We start from the raw sequence: 17345 nt of genomic DNA, 5'->3' as shown, positions 1-17345 counted from the left end.
ATTCCCTATACTAAAGACTATTCGCCAGCGTCCATCTGTGATTGCAGGTAGTTTTCTACACCGACCTTAGCGACTAGCTCTAGTTGTGTTTCTAGGTAGTCGATATGGTCTTCGGTGTCTTCAAGGATAGATTCGAAGATTTCGCGGCTGACATAGTCTTTTACTGTTTCACAATAAGCGATGCCTTCGACTAAATCTTTGTGTGAGCCTTTTTCCAAGTCTAAATCGCACTGTAGACACTCAGGCACATTTTCGCCGATCATCAACTTGTTGAGGTTTTGAAGGTTTGGAAGCCCTTCGATCATTAAGATACGCTCGATAAGCTTGTCGGCATGCTCCATTTCTTCAATGGATTCTTTGTATTCGTGTTTGCCAAGTTTGGTTAATCCCCAGTTGTCGTACATGCGCGCGTGTAGAAAGTACTGGTTGATGGCGGTTAGCTCGTTGGTGAGTTGGGTGTTGAGTAAGCTGATGACTTTGCTATCACCTTTCATAGATCAAATGCCTCTTTATGGATGAAACTATTGATAGAACCTTAGTGCTTATGCGTTAGGAGTATTGCCATAATCTCTATTCGAGGCTTAAGCAGTAGCGGCGTAGACCGGGCTGCAATTGGCCTCTTTGGTTTGTAGTGATTCGCTCAAACATTTATGCGCGCAGTGTTTACAGCGGCCACAGACGGTGCCGACTTGTAAGCTCGAACGTAAATCGTTTAAGTGCTTAGCGCCTTCACTCACCGCTTTTTCAATGTGGCGGTCGGTGATGCCTTGGCAAACGCAAACGTACATAAGTCACTCCTCATCACTGAACTGATTTCCCAGCATCGCACTCACATAACATCACTCACATAACATCAAGGGCTCGTTGGAATTTCACTCGGGCATGAACACATGGAACTGGTAATGCAATCCGCGCGCCCATTTCGTTGTAAATTCAGAGCAGAAAAAGAAGCGAAATAAATCAATCACTTACGATGCAGTGGCTTGCTTTTCCAAATTCAGCCAACGACGCGTTGTTGCAAAGCCGACAAATTATTTTGTTTTAGTTCGACTGTTTGATGCGATCTGCGTTGATGCGGAATCGTTGTAGTGTTTTTGTCGGGTTTGTCTCCTGTCGATAGCCGCAAGTGCTTGTCGTGTTCGTTGCAAACAAAACTCAATTGTTGCAATTGCTACACGTCAAATGTGTATATAAAACGTTATAAAACAGAGGGTTAGATGGCTGGTCTGAGTATTGCAGCTAAGCTTTCAACGGGTGCGTGTTGGTATGGTTCGCCGAATGATGGCCGAGGCATAACCGACATACGCAATCAAGCCAACGAGCGTTAAGGGTTGTTCGGATGAAAGCAAAAGACATTGCTGAGTTGTTAGATGAACCGGCCTGCGAGCACAACAAGAAAGAAAAATCGGGTTGTGCAAAACCAAAGCCGGGAGCTTCTGCCGGCGGTTGCGCATTTGACGGTGCGCAGATTGCGCTTTTACCGATTGCTGATGTAGCGCACATTGTTCACGGCCCAATCGCCTGTGCGGGTAGTTCTTGGGATAACCGCGGTACGCGTTCCAGTGGTGCCGATTTGTATCGTATCGGTATGACCACTGACCTGACCGAAGAAGATATTGTGATGGGGCGCGCGGAAAAACGTCTGTTCCACGCGATCAAACAAGCAGTGGCTGACTACAACCCACCCGCGGTATTTATTTACAACACCTGTGTGCCCGCGCTGATTGGTGACGACATTGATGCGATTTGCAAAACGGCCACCGAGCGATGGGGTGTACCCGTGGTGCCGGTGGATGCGGCGGGTTTTTACGGCACCAAAAATTTAGGTAACCGCATTGCGGGCGAATCGATGGTGAAACACGTCATCGGTACGCGTGATCCCGATCCGATTCCCGAATCAGTCCAGCGCCCGGGTATTAAAGTTCACGATGTGAATCTCATTGGCGAATACAACATCGCCGGTGAATTTTGGCATGTGCTGCCATTGCTTGATGAGCTAGGTATTCGCGTGTTGTGTACCTTAAGTGGTGATGCGCGTTTTAGAGAAGTGCAAAGCATGCACGCCGCCGAAGTGAACATGATGGTGTGTTCCAAAGCCATGCTGAACGTTGCACGCAAAATGGAAGACAACTACGGCATTCCCTGGTTTGAAGGTAGCTTCTACGGCATTACCGATACTTCCCAAGCGTTGCGTGACTTTGCCCGCTTAATTGATGACCCAGATTTAACCGAACGCACCGAAGCGCTAATTGAGCGAGAAGAAAATCGTGTACGCGAAGCCCTCGAGCCTTGGCGTGATCGGTTGTCCGGTAAGCGCGTGCTGCTTTACACCGGTGGTGTGAAATCGTGGTCGGTGATTTCTGCGCTCCAAGATTTGGGCATGAAAGTGGTTGCCACCGGTACCAAAAAATCGACCGAAGAAGACAAAGCCCGCATTCGCGAATTAATGGGCGACGACGTCAAGATGCTAGACGAAGGTAACCCCAAAGTGCTCCTGCAAACGGTTGAGGATTACAAAGCCGATATCTTGATTGCCGGTGGCCGCAACATGTACACCGCATTAAAAGCGCGCATTCCATTTTTGGATATTAACCAAGAGCGTGAATTTGCTTATGCCGGTTACGAAGGCATGTTGGAATTGGTTCGACAATTAACACTGACTCTTGAAAGCCCAGTATGGGAAGCGGTGCGTCGACCTGCTCCTTGGTCAGAAAGCCCCGCACTTGCTAATACAATTTCCGATAACTCACTAGTAGCCGCTGGATAAGTTATGACAGAAATTTACCGCCGTAAAAAAGCGCTTTCGGTTAGTCCGCTAAAAACTTCGCAAACTACGGGCGCCGCCTTGGCATTCTTGGGTATCTCTCGTGCTATGCCATTGATGCATGGCTCGCAAGGGTGTACCGCATTCGCGAAAGTGTTTTTTGTTCGCCATTTTCGCGAACCGGTGCCTTTGCAAACTACCGCAATGGACCAAGTGAGTTCGATCATGGGTGCGGACGAAAATATCACCGAAGCATTGCGAGTTATTTCAGAAAAGAACAGCCCATCAATTATTGGTTTAGTCACTACGGGTTTAGCCGAAACCCAAGGCGCTGATATTAATCGTGCGGTGTACGACTTTAGACAGAAATATCCAGAGTATGAAAATGTCGCCGTGGTCGCGGTGAATACGCCTGATTTTGCGGGCAGCTTTGAAAGCGGTTACGCCACGGCGGTGAAAGGCATTATTAATACGTTGGTGCCAAAAACGATCGAAGAGATTACCGATGCAAGCGGCGAAGCCAAAAAAGTTAATAAGGTTGGCTTGAGAAAAAAGCAAGTCAACGTGTTGTGTGGTGCGAACTTAACGCCAGGCGACTTGGAGTTTGTTAGTGAAAGTATTGAAAGTTTTGGTTTAAGGCCGCTACTCATCCCTGATCTATCAGGTTCGCTCGACGGTCATTTAGATGATGGTCAATACAACGCATTGACTACCGGTGGTGTGTCGGTAGACGACATTAAAACTGCGGGTGAAAGTATCGCAACCTTGGCCATTGGCGAAAGCATGGCAAGCAGCGCCAAGTTGATTGAGAAAAAAACCGCGGTGCCGAGTTTTTGTTTTGGCCATCTGCTTGGCCTAGACGAATGCGATGCCTGGTTTAGTCGAATTGCAGAATTAAGCGGGGCCCCAGTGCCAATGCGCTGGCAAAAGCAGCGTCGCCAATTACAAGACGCCATGCTCGATACACATTTTATGTTAGGGCAAACACGCGTTGCGATTGCATCGGACCCAGATATGTTGGCGGGTTTCCATCGTTTGGTAAATGGTATGGGTGCAGACACTATCGCCGCCGTCAGTCCGGCAAAAGGCCCAGCGCTAGACACATTAGGCGAAACCAGTGTGCAAATTGGCGACTTGGAAGATATGGAGAAACTCGCTCGCGAAAATCACGTGCAGCTGGTATTGGCGAATAGCCACGGAGTAGACAGCGCGGAACGTTTAGGTGTGCCTATTTTGCGCATTGGTTTCCCACAATACGATTTAGTCGGTGGTTTTCAGCGTTGTTGGTTCGGCTATCGCGGTACCAGCCAAGCGCTGTTTGATTTGGCGAATTTATCCATGTCTCATCATGTTGAAACTCAGCCGTACTATTCAAAATATGCGCAAAAACGCGAAGACAAGTACCTCGAGGTGGTGGCGGATGGGTGGTCGTAATGAGTAGTGATGTCACCCGACAACTTCGAGTGTTAGATGACGATACAGATTCACACTTAGTGAAAGTCGCATTTGCCACTTCCGACAGGCAATCGGTTAATCAGCATTTTGGTTCGGCTAGTTGCTTCGCTATTTACGGCGTTGGGCCAGACGACTCGAAATTATTGAATGTCACCGAGTTTGGCGATCTAAATCAAGACGGCAACGAAGATAAGTTGGTAATCAAGTTAGAAGTGTTATCGGGGTGTATTGCCGTCTATTGCCGAGCGTGTGGTGCATCGGCGGTGCGCCAATTAATGAGCTTAGGTATTCAGCCGGTGAAGGTGACCGAAGGCGCGCAAATTAACGAGTTAATTAAAGCTTTGCAACAAGAGTTAAAAGAAGGCCCATCGAGTTGGTTAGCCAAAGCGTTGAAACGCATTCAATCTCCCGATGTGGGCCGATTTGATGCGATGGAATCCGAAGGATGGGTTGAGTAATTACATTCACTTTATAGACAACCAGCAAGCGAAAGCAGCGAAGACGAGGACATTATGAGCGAGACAATTATTCAAGCCAGCGATCCATTAATGGAAAACTTGATGGTACGGCAAATTGTTACCCAGCTTCGTGCGCTGGATAGTTATGGCACTTATGACACGTGGGAAGATTATCGTGTACTTGACCCTATCGTGCTCACTAAAGAGCGTCGACGTGAAATCCCGGTCGTTGGCGACCCTGACGAAGTAACGATTAGCCGTTTGAAAGCTTACTACAATGCGGTCGCTGCTGGTATTGAGCGTGAAGTGGAATTGATGGCCGTGCCGTTGATTAACTTAACCCACGAAGGATTTGGTAAGGCATTAATCACTGTGGGTCGATTAGTTGTTTTGAACAAAACCTTACGCGATGTGCATCGTTTTGGTTTTGATTCATTAGAGGCGCTAGTCAAAGATTTGGAAAAAAATATTGGCTCCGCTGTGGAAATTGTTACCAAGTACCGAGAAGTTGCTGAATTGTAAGAGAGAGGTCGTTATGACAGATGAAGAATTAAAAGCGCTAAAAAAGGAAGTAAGCAGCAAAAAGCGTGTTGCGATGGAATTTGCATCACAGGTTCATGACCTGGTTGAAGATCGTTTGTTAAGTGATTTCAATCAATTAACGCCATTGGCTGAACAAACCGTGGCGGCCTGTGAAGAGTGGGTCAAAAAGAAAGCCGAATTTGATGCGGTGAGTGCGTAACATTAGTTGGTAACACACGTTCGTAACTTAAGTTCGTAACGAAAGCCGCGTGTTGACAGAGGAGTACAACATGTCAGATGTGATAGTAGGTCGCACCCGTGGTGGTGAGGATTGGGTTCCTGAATTCGTCACAGCGCTCAACGCAGAAACCTGTATTGGCTGCGGGCGTTGCTACAAAGTCTGCCCGCGCGATGTGTTTGAGTTAACAGAGCGAACCGACGTCGTCGATGATGACGATGACTTTTATGATGACGACGATGAAATGATGGTGATGACTATTAAGAATGCCATGGATTGCATCGGATGTGTTTCTTGCGCACGGGTGTGCCCGAAGAAATGCCACACCCACGAAGCCTTGGCTGGGTAACTACAGCCGGGTAATTTTGGCTAGGTAATTAGCAACCATCGGGAGAATTCACTATGCCTAAACCTGAATATCACGTGTTTGTCTGTGCGCAGCAGCGGCCTGCCGGTCACCCACGCAGTAGTTGTACCGAAAAAGGTGCGCAAGCGATTATGCCGCAATTGTCGCAAAGCATTATGTCACGCAATTTAATGCAGAAAGTATCACTAGTACCGACGGCTTGTTTGGGGCCCTGCGGTGTGGGTGCCAACTTGCTGGTGTTCCCCGGCGCTGTGTTATATGCAGGAGTGAAACCGGAGGATGTCGATAACATTGTTGAGCAGCATTTTGTTGCCGGTACTCCGGTTGCCGAAAAAATTGCCCCTGCCGAAGTCTGGTAACGAGTGATCGTCCATGACTAGTCCAGCCGTTGATGTCGGATCTCAAGAAACTGATTCAAAGTTAAATGCGAGGTTGGCGTCGGATCAACCTACCATTGAAAAAATCTGTGCAGCGCTGGTTGCTCAGTTGAAAAAATATGGGTTCGACAATAAAGCCGATGCCTTAGCTCAACCGATGGTGAATGGCGAGTTGCGCAAAGACCCTTATGACGGTGCCGAGTCACTATACGCCGAATGGCGCTCTGCAAATGGTGATTTATTAGGTCATGTCATGATTCATGACAGCGGACAATTGTATGCAGAGTTCGATATTGTTGCTCCTCATCCAACCGATAAGCGCTGGTTTATTGAGTCCATTACGGCGTGGGGCAGTGCCGAGGCCATCAAAACCGAACTGCAAAACTTAGCGGCTTTAACTTAATTTCGTGATCTTAGTGCATGATGAACAGTGCGCAGTTTTATCAACGCTTATGTGACAGCGCTCGAGAAGCTCTGGATCACTTTCCTGGTCGTGAACCTTCAGCGCCGTTGTTGATCCAGCAAGTTATGTTGGGGTTGAGCTGGAGTTATGCGCGCATTGCTAGTAGCGATTCAAATATTAGCCACGATAATCAACTCAATGCTAGTACCGGTATCTGCTTTAGCCCGTTGGACCCACCGAGAACCTTGCCCTGGGCAGGTAGTTTAGTCGGTCGATCTGTAGAAGAGATCATACCCTGGGTAACTCAATGGGACAGGTGCGCTGCAACCGTCGGGGTTGCTGTCTGTAATGCCATCATTAATCACAGTGAAAATGAATTATTGTCTCGTGCACAATCAATTCATTGTGGTAGCGATCCCCATTTGTCGGTTTTCCAACATTTTTCCGATCAGCTTACGCATGCCAAGGTGGCAATCATCGGCAGGTACCCTGGATTAGATCAATTCGCTTCATCATTTGACTTTACCTGTATCGAAAAGCGACCTGGGCCGGATGATTTACCCGAGTCGGCGGCGGAATTTGTGCTGCCCACCTGTGATTGGGTGTTTATTACCGCGAGTAGTATTGCCAACAAAACGCTCCCGAGGTTATTGGCGTTAAGTCAGCACGCAACGGTTGTGTTGTTGGGCCCCAGTTTGCCGTGGCTAGCCGATTGGTCTAGCTTGGGTGTCAACTACCTTGCGGGTGTGCGCGTGAATGATCCACAAGCCTTGTCTGCTGTGGTCTCTGAAGGGGGTGGAACGCGCCTCTTTGACGAGGCTGTTCGCTACCACTTACTTGCCTTGTAGCAAGTACTACAAAGAACGTGTCGAGTGTCATTTCCGACACGCTGTTTTGCAACTTTACCGCTCCTTAACTTGTTGTTTTATAACAATAAATAAATCCCACAACCTGTGGCATATCGATTGCAATCTCTCTGTTGTAGATAAAATTTCTGTGCTCAATTAAAGCTTCGCTTGAACACAGACATTAAAACACAGACATGTAAACACAGACATGTAAACGCAGACATGTAAACGCAGACATTGGAGTGACAAAGATGCTCACATTAACTGACAGTGCAGTGAATGCCGTAAAACGATTCATTGATTCCTCTGAAAAATCGATTGCAGGTTTACGCATTCAAGTCGAAGGCGGCGGTTGTTCAGGATTTCAATACGGTATGAAGTTGGAAGAAAGTGTCGCGCAAGATGATTCGGTCTTGGACTTCACAGGCGTGAAAGTCTTGGTGGATGCCAACAGTGCAACCTTGTTGGACGGAGTCACTGTCGATTTTCTCGACGGGCTCGAAGGCACTGGTTTCAAATTCGAAAACCCCAACGCCAGCAACAGTTGTGGCTGTGGAAAATCTTTTAGTGCGTAAGCGTTGAATTATCTTTCATTACCGGTGGGCCGACCCGGTTAATTCTCAAACATTTGCAGGAGATCCGAAATCATGTGGGATTACTCAGAAAAAGTTAAAGAACATTTTTATAACCCCAAAAATGCCGGAGCGCTTGCGGATTCAAACGCCGTCGGCGACGTAGGCTCAATTAGCTGTGGTGATGCACTTCGCCTTTCACTCAAAGTGGAACCTGAGACAGAAATTATTCTCGATGCAGGCTTCCAGACATTTGGTTGCGGTTCTGCCATTGCGTCGTCATCGGCGCTTACCGAAATGGTAAAAGGTAAAACGCTCGATGAAGCACTCGAAATCAGCAACCAAGACATTGCTGATTTTCTCGATGGCCTACCACCCGAAAAAATGCATTGCTCGGTCATGGGCCGGGAAGCACTACAAGCCGCAGTGGCGGACTACCGAGGTGAAGAGTGGGTGGATGATCACGAAGAAGGTGCTTTGGTGTGTAAATGTTTTGCCATCGATGAGGTGATGATTCGCGATACGATCAAAGCCAATAATCTCAGCACTGTAGCGGATGTGACTAACTTTACTAAAGCTGGTGGCGGTTGTTCTTCCTGTCACGAAAGTATTGAGTACATTCTTGAAGATGAATTGAAGGCGCGCGGTGAAACCTTCGCGCCAGCGGGAGTGAGTATTGCCGCTGCCGCGCCTACCTCTACACCACAACAACCGCTAGTCAGTATTGATACGAGATCATCGGCGCCAGCCGAGGCTGCACCGGGTGCGGGTTTATACGCGCGTATCAAAAAAATCGAGCAAGTGCTTGACGATATCCGACCTGCATTACGCGCCGACGGTGGTGATGTCGAGTTGATGGATGTTGAAGGTAAAAATATTTATGTGAATTTGGTTGGTGCGTGTAGCGGTTGCCAAATGGCCGCGATGACAGTCGGTGGTATACAACAGAAATTAATCGAAGCCTTGGGTGAGTTTGTCAAAGTCATCCCTGTTGAGAAAAAACCCGCTGCGGTACAAATGGGAGGTGCGCAATGAGCAATCCAGGACTTGCTGACGTCTACCTCGACAACAATGCTACAACGCAATGTGATCCCAAAGTCGTTGAAGTGATGATGCCCTATTTTACCGAGCAGTTCGGCAATCCTTCATCACTTCATAGTTTTGGCAACAAAGTGGGCTTTGCATTAAAAAAAGCCCGCAAAAGTGTTCAAGACTTATTAGGGGCAGAGCACGACTCTGAAGTGGTTTTTACTTCATGCGGTACCGAGTCGGATTCGACGGCCATCATGTCGGCACTTAAAGCGCAGCCCGAGCGCCGTGAAATTATTACCACCACCGTTGAACATCCCGCTGTATTAAACCTTTGCGACTACTTGGCTACTGAAGGCTACACCATCCACAAATTAGAAGTGGATGGACAGGGTCGTCTTGACCTTGCTAAGTACGAAGCATTGCTCAGCGACAAAGTGGCCGTCGTTAGCGTGATGTGGGCGAACAATGAAACCGGCACCATTTTCCCAGTAGTCGAAATGGCAGAAATGGCTGACAAAGCCGGTGTCATGTTCCATACCGACGCGGTGCAAGCGGTTGGAAAAATTCCAATGAATCTACAAGACACCAAAATCCATATGTTGTCTTTATCCGGCCACAAGTTACATGCGCCGAAAGGTGTGGGTGTGTTGTATCTAAAACGTGGAACACGTTTCCGCCCATTATTGCGAGGCGGTCACCAAGAGCGTGGTCGTCGTGCGGGTACTGAAAATGTAACGAGTATTATCGGTTTAGGTGTGGCGTGTGATCTTGCACAAGAAAACATGGAGCACGAAAACACAGCGGTTAAAGCCATGCGCGATCGTTTGCAAGAAGGCATTCTCGCTGCAGTTCCTAATTCGTTTGCGACGGGTGATGTCGACAATCGATTACCCAATACAGCAAACATTGCGTTTGAGTACATCGAAGGTGAAGCCATCTTGTTGCTGATGAACAAAATGGGTATCGCTGCTTCAAGTGGTTCTGCCTGTACTTCAGGCTCACTCGAACCCTCACACGTAATGAAAGCAATGGGAATTCCCTATACAGCAGCGCACGGTACGGTACGTTTCTCTCTTTCACGTTACAACACTATGGAAGAAGTCGAGCGTGTCATCGAAGCGGTGCCGCCCATTGTTGCGCAATTGCGCAAATTGTCGCCTTACTGGGGTGAAAACGGTCCAGTGGAAAACCCAGAGCAAGCATTCGCCCCCGTTTACGCCTAACTGCTAATGGTTAGCCGTTAACTTTTAGTCCCTGTTTTATTAAGCCACGGTTTACTGTTGAATGAGTTGTTAAGCATGAACACAGCACTAAACAATACAAAGAGCGCATCACTCAATAAAGTGATTATTGATGATACGACCCTACGCGATGGTGAGCAGAGCGCAGGCGTAGCGTTTAGTGCTGAAGAAAAAGTGGCTATTGCAAAGCAGTTAGCGGCAATTGGCGTGCCGGAGTTGGAAATCGGCATCCCAGCCATGGGAGAAGAAGAGCGCTCCGTGATGCGAGACATCATTGCCGCTGTGCCAGGGGTTCGAACCTTGGCATGGTGTCGCATGACTGACACAGATCTTGCGGCAGTAAAAGATGTACCCGTGACGATGGTTGATTTATCGGTGTCGGTTTCCGACCAGCAAATCACAGGTAAATTAAAACGCGATCGACAATGGGTGCTGGCAGAAATAACTCGCTTAGTCACCGAAGCTTGCAATCTTGGTTTTGAAGTGTGTGTTGGCTGCGAAGATGCATCGCGTGCGGATATGGACTTTCTAATTACCGTTGCTGGCGTTGCCGAAGCAGCCGGTGCGACGCGGCTACGCTTCGCGGATACGGTAGGAATTCTCGAACCCTTTGTTACCTTTCAAAAAATATCTGCCTTACGTGCGGCGACCAATTTGCAATTGGAGATGCACGCCCACGATGACTACGGGTTAGCAACCGCCAATACCTTAGCTGCTGTCGCCGCTGGTGCAACGCACATCAATACCACGGTTAACGGTTTGGGTGAGCGCGCCGGTAATGCGCCGCTTGAAGAATGTGCCATGGCGCTGAAAAATCTTCACGGAATTAGTACCGGCATAGATGCAACTGCGATGTCAGCGTTATCGAAAATGGTTGAGCAAGCGTCCGGTCGGACAGTGCCTTGGCAAAAAAGTATTGTTGGCGAGGGTGTGTTTACGCACGAAGCCGGAATACACGTTGATGGTTTATTAAAAGATTTTAAAAACTATCAAGGGCTAGATCCGCAAGAATTAGGGCGTAGCCACCAATTGGTGTTGGGTAAACACAGTGGTACCCATATGTTGCGCAATGTGTATCGAGACTTGGGTATCGAAGTACTCGAAGCACAATTGCGAACCTTATTAAGCCAAGTCCGCGTTTTAGTCACTGCGACGAAGCGCGCTCCTACACCTGATGAACTAATTGAGCTGCACGCAGCGTTGCCGTCAATTAGTGAAAGTATCAGCGAAGGTATCGGCGACGCTATCAGTGTTAATTCATCCAAAAGCAACGAACAAGGTTCCTTACCTGGAGTTGTACCATGTCAGATGCTCAGTGCGATCAATTAGAACAGCCTAAAGGGTTGTGGGCGCAATGGCGAGACGACATCGCCTGTGTATTTCAGCGCGACCCCGCTGCACGTACCACGTTTGAAGTAGTAACGACTTATCCTGGTGTACACGCCATTATTATTCATCGTTTATCCCATAAGCTTTGGAATGCGGGCTGGCGCTATTCGGCGCGCTGGTTATCTGCCTTTGCGCGTTTCTGTAGTAACGTCGATATTCATCCTGGTGCGACTATCGGTCGACGGTTTTTTATCGATCATGGTGCTTGTGTTGTTATCGGTGAAACTGCAGTGATTGGTGACGATGTCACTATGTATCACGGCGTCACATTGGGTGGTACCAGTTGGAACAAAGGCAAGCGTCACCCAACCTTATCGGATGGTGTGATGGTCGGTGCAGGCGCGAAAGTGCTTGGCAATATCACAATTGGTGAAAATGCCCGTGTCGGAGCTAACTCCGTGGTGGTTGAAGATGTACCCAATGGTTGTACGGTTGTGGGTATTCCCGGAAAAGTAGTGAAAATACGCAGCGCTGGGCAACCCAATCCGTACGGTGTGGATCTCGATCATCATTTAATCCCTGACCCCGTTTCCAAAGTGATTGCTTGTTTGCTTGATCGTCTTGATGCATTGGAGTTGCAAGTTGAAGGTGCAAAAAAAGTCTTTGAGCAGGAAGTTCAGTGCGATGCGGACAACGAAATATGTGAAAACGATTGTGCCAAAGGTTTGCTCGCAAACCAAGTAGCTGTGCGGTAGCTTGGGTGACACACGGTGTCTGTGTGTCTTGGTAGATCTCATTATAGGTATAGGAAAATGGACCTACAGGATTTTGAATCACAGTTAATGTATTTCGACAAACCGATGTCGGAAGAAGTGTCTGAATTAATTGAGAAAGCCGCGGCTGCTTATTCAGAAGGTGAAGCTGAGCCTTATTTGCAGCGCGCTTTCGATATTGACCCTGATAACTTGTCAGTGTTGGTCGCTTTGTATCGATTTTATTATTACCAACACCGTTACGAAGATGCCATAGATATTGCCGACCATGTGATGTCGGTTGTAGCGCCTACCATAAAATTCCCCAGCCACTGGAGTGAAATTCAGTTCGCTCATTTAGCCCGCGGTGTAATGGAGTCATTTACGATGGTGCGTTTTTATTTACTGGCTGTTAAGGGTGCTGCGTACCTAAATCTGCGTTTAGGCAATATGGAACTCGGTGTAAGGATGTTGAATAAGGTCATTGAGTTGGATAACAAAGATCGACTCGGTGCGCGAGTGCTATTGCAAGCAATGGGGCCTGCAGTTGTTACCGAAAAACAAGCAGTGCCTGCATCCCAGTGTTAACGAGATAAATCAAAGAGGAAATATCATGAGTGCTGATGACAAGCTCGAGTTAGAAGACGCGATGGACGAACTCAGTTCGGCTGAAGATTTTCTAGAGTACTTTGAAATTCCTTTTGATCAAAAGGTCGTTCACGTTAATCGGCTGCATATTATGCAGCGCTTTCACGATTACCTGAATAATGGCGAGCAAGCTGTGGAAGACTACGAAGGTAATGATGAAGCCTTGGCGGCAGTATACAAAGCATTGTTAACTCGCGCCTATAACGACTTTGTCGAATCTGATGCGCTCACTGAAAAAGTGTTTAAAGTTTTCAAAATGCACGAGCCGCAAACTACATTTGTTTCATTGGATTCATTAGTTAAGTAACGAGCGCCTACCCCTATGAAACCTGCTTACGAGTACGGGCAAGAAGTACGCTTAATTCGCAACGTCCGAAACGATGGGACTTACCCTGGTTTGGATGTGGGCACGTTACTTATCCGACGTGGTGCAGTAGGCGCTGTTTATGATGTGGGCACGTATCTACAGGATCAATTGATCTATCGCGTACACTTCTTGGAGGCTGGTAGGACAGTAGGCTGTCGCGAAGAAGAATTGATTAGTGCCGATGTCGAATGGATCCCGAACAAATACGAATTCCGCGATAAAGTTAAAGCAGCACTGTCATTTAATTTAAAAGGTGAAACACCGGTAGAAGAGGGCGATGAAGGCGAAATTCAAAAAGTGCTTCGCGAGCCCGGAATGATATTTTACGAGGTACGCTTTAATGGCCGGGTATTCAAGGTGCCTGAAGCGGCGCTGGCGGATATAGAGCCTGTAGAAGAGAGCAGTTTTACAGAGAAACAACCTGCGGAAGTAAACGCTGCGGAAGTAAACGCCGCGCGAGCAGTAGAGTAAACAAACGAGAGTTATGATGACGAGCGTGTTTGCAGAATCCAGTCTTCCTTCAAGCGTTAACTATCGCTTGTTACGAATTGCCACCGAGCAATTTGGCGAACTACCTGCAAAACTGGATGAAAGCCAGCAAAAACAAGTTAAAGATATCGCCGCTAAGGAATATGTATTAGAGCAGGCTGTTCTGTCGAGTGAAGAAGCTCGAGGTGTTCAAGTACCTGAATCGCAAATAATGGTGGCTATTGACCAAATTAAAGCTCGGTACGAAGATGAAGACGCCTTTTTAAGTGCGTTAGAAGCAAATTATATTGACCTTGATAATTTGCGTGACTCTCTAGAGCGTGAGCTTCGAGTCGAGGCAGTCTTGGGGCGTGTAGGTGCTAAAGCGCCAGAAGTAGATGATACGGAAGTTGATCTCTACTACTACATGAACTCAGATAAATTCGAAAAGCCTGAAACCCGCCAAGCGCGACATATCCTCATTACTATTAACCCTGATTTCACTGAAAACACAGACGAGTCTGCTCGCGAGCGTTTAGCGCTCATCCGTAAACGCTTGATTAAAAATACTAGTCGTTTTGGCGAGCAAGCAATGAAGCATTCTGAATGTCCATCGTCTTTACAGGGTGGTGTACTAGGTGAATTAAAACGGGGTGTGCTTTTCCCTCAGCTAGATGAAACGTTATTCTCAATGAGCGAGGGTGAAATCAGCGAAATTATTGAATCTCCCGTTGGGCTTCATATTCTGTATTGCGAAGCAATTTCACCAGCAGGTATGGCTCAGCGCAAAGATATTGTGGCAAAGCTTAAAGAACAACTGCAAGACAGGCAGCGATCGCGCTACACCAAGCAGTGGGTTCAACAACTCATTCAGCAAGGTTCAGCGGGCAATAGTACGACGATAGGCAAGCCAGAAACAATTACTGAACCATAGGGGTAATTCTAATGACACAAGACAGCGATTCCAATGAGCATAAAGCACCGTTAACTTGTTCGTTTTGTGGCATTGAAAAGAGTGCCGATGTTCCACTTATCGCAGGTAATGAAGGTCATATCTGTGAGCATTGCGTCAAGCTTGCGCATCAAGTGGTCAGCAGTTGGGGGCGTCGAGCGGCCCTGGTTCGTCCGGAATTAAAAGCGCCACATATCATTAAACAGTATCTTGATGAGTACATCATTGGTCAGGACGATGCGAAAAAAACCTTGTCAGTAGCTCTGTTTAATCATTACTTACGACTTAACAATCAAGATGTTGAACAGCCGTTTTCCACCGAACCGCAACGAGAAAATGTCGATGTTGAAAAGTCCAATGTCTTGATGACGGGGCCATCTGGTGCAGGCAAAACCTTATTAGTGAAGACGCTGTCTAGAATTATTGGCGTCCCCTTTGTGATTGGCGATGCAACTGCTTTGACCCAGGCCGGTTATGTCGGACAGGATGTCGAAAGTTTGTTGAAGCGTTTGCTTGAGGCGGCTGATTGGGATGTGCAGCAGGCGGAATGGGGTATTGTCTACGTTGATGAGATTGATAAGATCGCAAAGCGTGGTGATGGTGGTACGGCGGTACGTGATATTTCCGGTGAAGGTGTTCAACAAGCGTTATTGAAAATGATCGAAGGTGCAGAAATTCGCGTAACGAAACCAGGTCAACGAGAAGGGCATGGTGAAGAGGTTATGCTCAACACGCAAAATATATTATTTATCGTAGGCGGGGCATTCCCTGGATTAGTTGAGTTGGTAAGCAAACGTCTCGTGCCTAGTGAGAGCGGTATTGGGTTTAATGCACCACTTAAGAAGGAGTCGGAGTTTTCCAATAACGAATTATTGGCGGCCCTACAACCAGACGATCTACAAAAGTTTGGATTAATACCTGAGTTTATTGGTCGCTTTCCAATTGTGACTTTTCTACAAGATCTTGATGCAGATGCGTTACGTCGAATTTTAACGGAGCCAAAAAATGCCCTTGTTAAACAATATCGACGGCTATTTTCCTACCAAGGTGTTGAGCTGGTGTTTAGTGACGAATCTCTCACGTTTATTGCTGAGCAAGCCGTAGAGCGTGGTACAGGTGCGAGAGGTTTGCGCGGTATTCTTGAAACTTTATTGTGCGATACTATGTTCGAAGCGCCAAAAATTGACGGCTTGATTCGCTGTGAGGTGGTCGTTGTCGAAGATCAGGATGTTCCTGATCGCAATAAATTAGAAATAACCAAGGTTGTATCGCCGGAGAGTCACACTTCAGCTGGGGTTAACCAAGAGAGAAGTTCACTTTCGGCATCGGTAATCTGAGAAATCTATTGTCGTTTTTTTCGTATATCTTGTAGCTATATTTTTAGCCATTGTCGTTTCTTCCAGTGGATGGCAATGGTTTTTTTTGCTGGGTAGATTATTGTTAAGTACCGAGGCACGGCAAGACGAGAAAAAGTCTGGGAAGCGCAGTGTTGCACCGTGAACGCATAAGGACAGTGCTAGCCGATTACAACTGCGCTCCCAGCGTGATTAAAGCAATCACTTGGAGAATAGTCTGAACTTGCGTTCAGCTAGGAGTTTTCGATTTGACAGCCATTGTTAATCAGAAGCGCGGGCTGTCAGATTGGTGTTGAGTTAACTAAAGAGGAAGTCCAAATTCAGGGGCGATTTGACTTAACCATAAATCCAAACGTTGTTCGGTCAGATTTGCCTGGTTGTCTAAATCCAGCGCAAGCCCTACAAACTTGTCCTCAAGGATAGCCTCCGAGTGTTCGAATTCATATCCATCGGTTGGCCAGCTGCCTACCACCTTGCCTCCCCGGTCTTGTACAAAGTCGTATATTTCAATCATTGCATCGACGAATTCATCGGGATACCCAATTTGGTCTCCTAGGCCATAGATAGCGACTGTTTTCCCTTCAAAACTAATATCTTCAATTTGCGGTAAAAATTCTTCCCAGCTTTCGTTTTCACAGTCCGCAGACAAACCCGGTAAAAGCCCCTCGCCGAGAGTGGGTGTGCCCAAGATTAAAAATTCATACTCGGCGAACTCTTCCACAACGGCACGATTTACATTGATAGGCTTAGCCATAAGCTCGTCATCTTCGAACTTCTTTTTAATCATTTTTGCGACTTTACGAGTTTTACCCGTATCTGTTCCGAAAAATAATCCAATTTTGGCCATTGTCTGATACCCCTTTAAATTGGTAATTCATGGTGCCATGTGAACTACCTGATGAATGTAATGCGCAAGCCGCAGACCACGGCTTTCATAGAGGTTATGTGCATGAGCTATGCCACTTAACTATTTAAGATGCTGGTAATGTAAGCTATTGATATATCGGTATTTAACTGGCTGAATCAAACGGTGATCTCGATGATTGTCTGAAAGGTGACAGGTTTTTTTGCGAAGTCATAATTTTTTGTTGGTTTTGCTGCAAAAATAATTCGGTGACAGAAATTATTCAAACTTAGTCGTTGCCAACGATAGCGTTGTAGAGTTTGTGACAATAAGTTAGAAGAACTCGAGACTAC

Annotated in this window: 22 protein-coding genes; 19 read left to right on the top strand and 3 right to left on the bottom strand. The window is 47.1% G+C overall.

All coding sequences use genetic code 11. The features are described 5' to 3' along the window. Positions 1–17: 17 nt before the first annotated feature. Positions 18–494, bottom strand: a complete 477-nt coding sequence (gene bfr / locus ACZ5NB_RS16210) for a bacterioferritin (protein WP_460233315.1) — start codon at positions 492–494, stop codon at positions 18–20. A gap of 87 nt (positions 495–581) precedes the next feature. Further along, complete coding sequence (locus ACZ5NB_RS16205) at positions 582–788, bottom strand: (2Fe-2S)-binding protein (protein WP_460233314.1); 207 nt, start codon at positions 786–788, stop codon at positions 582–584. A gap of 551 nt (positions 789–1339) precedes the next feature. On the opposite strand from ACZ5NB_RS16205, the gene nifE reads away from it, so the two are divergent. The 19 genes from nifE (at position 1340) to clpX (ending at position 16130) form a co-directional block, all read left to right on the top strand. Next, a complete protein-coding gene (gene nifE, locus ACZ5NB_RS16200) occupies positions 1340–2767 on the top strand; it encodes a nitrogenase iron-molybdenum cofactor biosynthesis protein NifE (protein ID WP_460233313.1) in 1428 nt (475 codons plus the stop codon). Positions 2768–2770: 3 nt separating this feature from the next. Continuing rightward, entirely contained in the window at positions 2771–4198 is a 1428-nt protein-coding gene (gene nifN / locus ACZ5NB_RS16195) for a nitrogenase iron-molybdenum cofactor biosynthesis protein NifN (RefSeq protein WP_460233312.1), read from the top strand. Next, positions 4198–4677 carry a NifB/NifX family molybdenum-iron cluster-binding protein gene (locus ACZ5NB_RS16190; protein ID WP_460233311.1) on the top strand — a complete coding sequence of 160 codons (480 nt, stop codon included), beginning with the start codon at positions 4198–4200 and terminating at the stop codon, positions 4675–4677. The genes nifN and ACZ5NB_RS16190 overlap by 1 nt, the downstream gene beginning before the upstream one ends. A 54-nt stretch (positions 4678–4731) precedes the next feature. Beyond that, positions 4732–5199 carry a NifX-associated nitrogen fixation protein gene (locus ACZ5NB_RS16185; protein WP_460233310.1) on the top strand — a complete coding sequence of 156 codons (468 nt, stop codon included), beginning with the start codon at positions 4732–4734 and terminating at the stop codon, positions 5197–5199. A 13-nt stretch (positions 5200–5212) separates the two neighbouring features. Next, positions 5213–5419: a CCE_0567 family metalloprotein gene (locus ACZ5NB_RS16180; RefSeq protein WP_460233309.1), complete on the top strand. Its 207-nt coding sequence runs from the start codon at positions 5213–5215 to the stop codon at positions 5417–5419. A gap of 70 nt (positions 5420–5489) precedes the next feature. Beyond that, the gene (fdxB, locus tag ACZ5NB_RS16175) at positions 5490–5786 is read left to right on the top strand and encodes a ferredoxin III, nif-specific (protein WP_460233308.1); all 297 of its coding nucleotides are present in this window, start codon (positions 5490–5492) and stop codon (positions 5784–5786) included. 53 nt (positions 5787–5839) lie between these two features. Next, positions 5840–6163 carry a (2Fe-2S) ferredoxin domain-containing protein gene (locus tag ACZ5NB_RS16170; protein WP_460233307.1) on the top strand — a complete coding sequence of 108 codons (324 nt, stop codon included), beginning with the start codon at positions 5840–5842 and terminating at the stop codon, positions 6161–6163. Between the two features lie 13 nt (positions 6164–6176). Then, positions 6177–6584, top strand: a complete 408-nt coding sequence (locus ACZ5NB_RS16165; protein WP_460233306.1) for a hypothetical protein — start codon at positions 6177–6179, stop codon at positions 6582–6584. A gap of 17 nt (positions 6585–6601) precedes the next feature. After that, positions 6602–7432 carry a Rossmann-like domain-containing protein gene (locus tag ACZ5NB_RS16160; protein ID WP_460233305.1) on the top strand — a complete coding sequence of 277 codons (831 nt, stop codon included), beginning with the start codon at positions 6602–6604 and terminating at the stop codon, positions 7430–7432. A gap of 251 nt (positions 7433–7683) precedes the next feature. Continuing rightward, positions 7684–8007 (top strand): HesB/IscA family protein, encoded by a 324-nt coding sequence (locus ACZ5NB_RS16155; protein ID WP_460233304.1) that lies wholly within the window; start codon positions 7684–7686, stop codon positions 8005–8007. A 72-nt stretch (positions 8008–8079) separates the two neighbouring features. After that, entirely contained in the window at positions 8080–9039 is a 960-nt protein-coding gene (nifU, locus tag ACZ5NB_RS16150) for a Fe-S cluster assembly protein NifU (RefSeq protein WP_460233302.1), read from the top strand. Further along, positions 9036–10259, top strand: coding sequence for a cysteine desulfurase NifS (gene nifS / locus ACZ5NB_RS16145; RefSeq protein ID WP_460233300.1), 1224 nt, complete (start codon positions 9036–9038; stop codon positions 10257–10259). Before nifU ends, nifS begins: the two co-directional genes overlap by 4 nt. A 75-nt stretch (positions 10260–10334) precedes the next feature. Beyond that, positions 10335–11606, top strand: coding sequence for a homocitrate synthase (gene nifV, locus ACZ5NB_RS16140; protein WP_460233299.1), 1272 nt, complete (start codon positions 10335–10337; stop codon positions 11604–11606). Then, positions 11579–12361 (top strand): serine O-acetyltransferase, encoded by a 783-nt coding sequence (gene cysE / locus ACZ5NB_RS16135; RefSeq protein ID WP_460233298.1) that lies wholly within the window; start codon positions 11579–11581, stop codon positions 12359–12361. The genes nifV and cysE overlap by 28 nt, the downstream gene beginning before the upstream one ends. A 57-nt stretch (positions 12362–12418) precedes the next feature. After that, positions 12419–12946: a tetratricopeptide repeat protein gene (locus ACZ5NB_RS16130; RefSeq protein WP_460233296.1), complete on the top strand. Its 528-nt coding sequence runs from the start codon at positions 12419–12421 to the stop codon at positions 12944–12946. 25 nt (positions 12947–12971) lie between these two features. Then, entirely contained in the window at positions 12972–13313 is a 342-nt protein-coding gene (gene nifW, locus ACZ5NB_RS16125) for a nitrogenase-stabilizing/protective protein NifW (protein ID WP_460233294.1), read from the top strand. Positions 13314–13328: 15 nt separating this feature from the next. Next, positions 13329–13844, top strand: a complete 516-nt coding sequence (locus tag ACZ5NB_RS16120; RefSeq protein WP_460233293.1) for a nitrogen fixation protein NifZ — start codon at positions 13329–13331, stop codon at positions 13842–13844. Positions 13845–13857: 13 nt separating this feature from the next. Beyond that, a complete protein-coding gene (gene nifM, locus ACZ5NB_RS16115; protein WP_464107578.1) occupies positions 13858–14775 on the top strand; it encodes a nitrogen fixation protein NifM in 918 nt (305 codons plus the stop codon). A gap of 11 nt (positions 14776–14786) precedes the next feature. Then, a complete protein-coding gene (gene clpX, locus ACZ5NB_RS16110; protein WP_460233291.1) occupies positions 14787–16130 on the top strand; it encodes an ATP-dependent Clp protease ATP-binding subunit ClpX in 1344 nt (447 codons plus the stop codon). A gap of 319 nt (positions 16131–16449) precedes the next feature. Here clpX and ACZ5NB_RS16105 read toward each other — a convergent pair whose 3' ends face one another. After that, the gene (locus ACZ5NB_RS16105) at positions 16450–16995 is read right to left on the bottom strand and encodes a flavodoxin (RefSeq protein WP_460233290.1); all 546 of its coding nucleotides are present in this window, start codon (positions 16993–16995) and stop codon (positions 16450–16452) included. Between the last annotated feature and the right edge of the window lie 350 nt (positions 16996–17345).

The sequence above is a fragment of the Aurantivibrio plasticivorans genome (genome assembly GCF_055392955.1).
The sequence above is the reverse complement of the archived record's forward strand: the minus strand, read 5'-3'. Positions and strand labels throughout refer to the sequence as shown.

Coding starts and splice junctions, on each gene's coding strand:
- ACZ5NB_RS16160 (WP_460233305.1), top strand. CDS start 6,602: ATGATGAACAGTGCGCAGTTTTATCAACGCTTATGTGACAGCGCTCGA.
- nifW (WP_460233294.1), top strand. CDS start 12,972: ATGAGTGCTGATGACAAGCTCGAGTTAGAAGACGCGATGGACGAACTC.
- ACZ5NB_RS16120 (WP_460233293.1), top strand. CDS start 13,329: ATGAAACCTGCTTACGAGTACGGGCAAGAAGTACGCTTAATTCGCAAC.
- ACZ5NB_RS16130 (WP_460233296.1), top strand. CDS start 12,419: ATGGACCTACAGGATTTTGAATCACAGTTAATGTATTTCGACAAACCG.
- nifE (WP_460233313.1), top strand. CDS start 1,340: ATGAAAGCAAAAGACATTGCTGAGTTGTTAGATGAACCGGCCTGCGAG.
- ACZ5NB_RS16165 (WP_460233306.1), top strand. CDS start 6,177: ATGACTAGTCCAGCCGTTGATGTCGGATCTCAAGAAACTGATTCAAAG.
- ACZ5NB_RS16105 (WP_460233290.1), bottom strand. CDS start 16,995: ATGGCCAAAATTGGATTATTTTTCGGAACAGATACGGGTAAAACTCGT.
- nifV (WP_460233299.1), top strand. CDS start 10,335: ATGAACACAGCACTAAACAATACAAAGAGCGCATCACTCAATAAAGTG.
- ACZ5NB_RS16170 (WP_460233307.1), top strand. CDS start 5,840: ATGCCTAAACCTGAATATCACGTGTTTGTCTGTGCGCAGCAGCGGCCT.
- nifS (WP_460233300.1), top strand. CDS start 9,036: ATGAGCAATCCAGGACTTGCTGACGTCTACCTCGACAACAATGCTACA.
- bfr (WP_460233315.1), bottom strand. CDS start 494: ATGAAAGGTGATAGCAAAGTCATCAGCTTACTCAACACCCAACTCACC.
- ACZ5NB_RS16180 (WP_460233309.1), top strand. CDS start 5,213: ATGACAGATGAAGAATTAAAAGCGCTAAAAAAGGAAGTAAGCAGCAAA.
- nifN (WP_460233312.1), top strand. CDS start 2,771: ATGACAGAAATTTACCGCCGTAAAAAAGCGCTTTCGGTTAGTCCGCTA.
- clpX (WP_460233291.1), top strand. CDS start 14,787: ATGACACAAGACAGCGATTCCAATGAGCATAAAGCACCGTTAACTTGT.
- ACZ5NB_RS16185 (WP_460233310.1), top strand. CDS start 4,732: ATGAGCGAGACAATTATTCAAGCCAGCGATCCATTAATGGAAAACTTG.
- fdxB (WP_460233308.1), top strand. CDS start 5,490: ATGTCAGATGTGATAGTAGGTCGCACCCGTGGTGGTGAGGATTGGGTT.
- nifU (WP_460233302.1), top strand. CDS start 8,080: ATGTGGGATTACTCAGAAAAAGTTAAAGAACATTTTTATAACCCCAAA.
- cysE (WP_460233298.1), top strand. CDS start 11,579: ATGTCAGATGCTCAGTGCGATCAATTAGAACAGCCTAAAGGGTTGTGG.
- nifM (WP_464107578.1), top strand. CDS start 13,858: ATGATGACGAGCGTGTTTGCAGAATCCAGTCTTCCTTCAAGCGTTAAC.
- ACZ5NB_RS16190 (WP_460233311.1), top strand. CDS start 4,198: ATGAGTAGTGATGTCACCCGACAACTTCGAGTGTTAGATGACGATACA.
- ACZ5NB_RS16155 (WP_460233304.1), top strand. CDS start 7,684: ATGCTCACATTAACTGACAGTGCAGTGAATGCCGTAAAACGATTCATT.
- ACZ5NB_RS16205 (WP_460233314.1), bottom strand. CDS start 788: ATGTACGTTTGCGTTTGCCAAGGCATCACCGACCGCCACATTGAAAAA.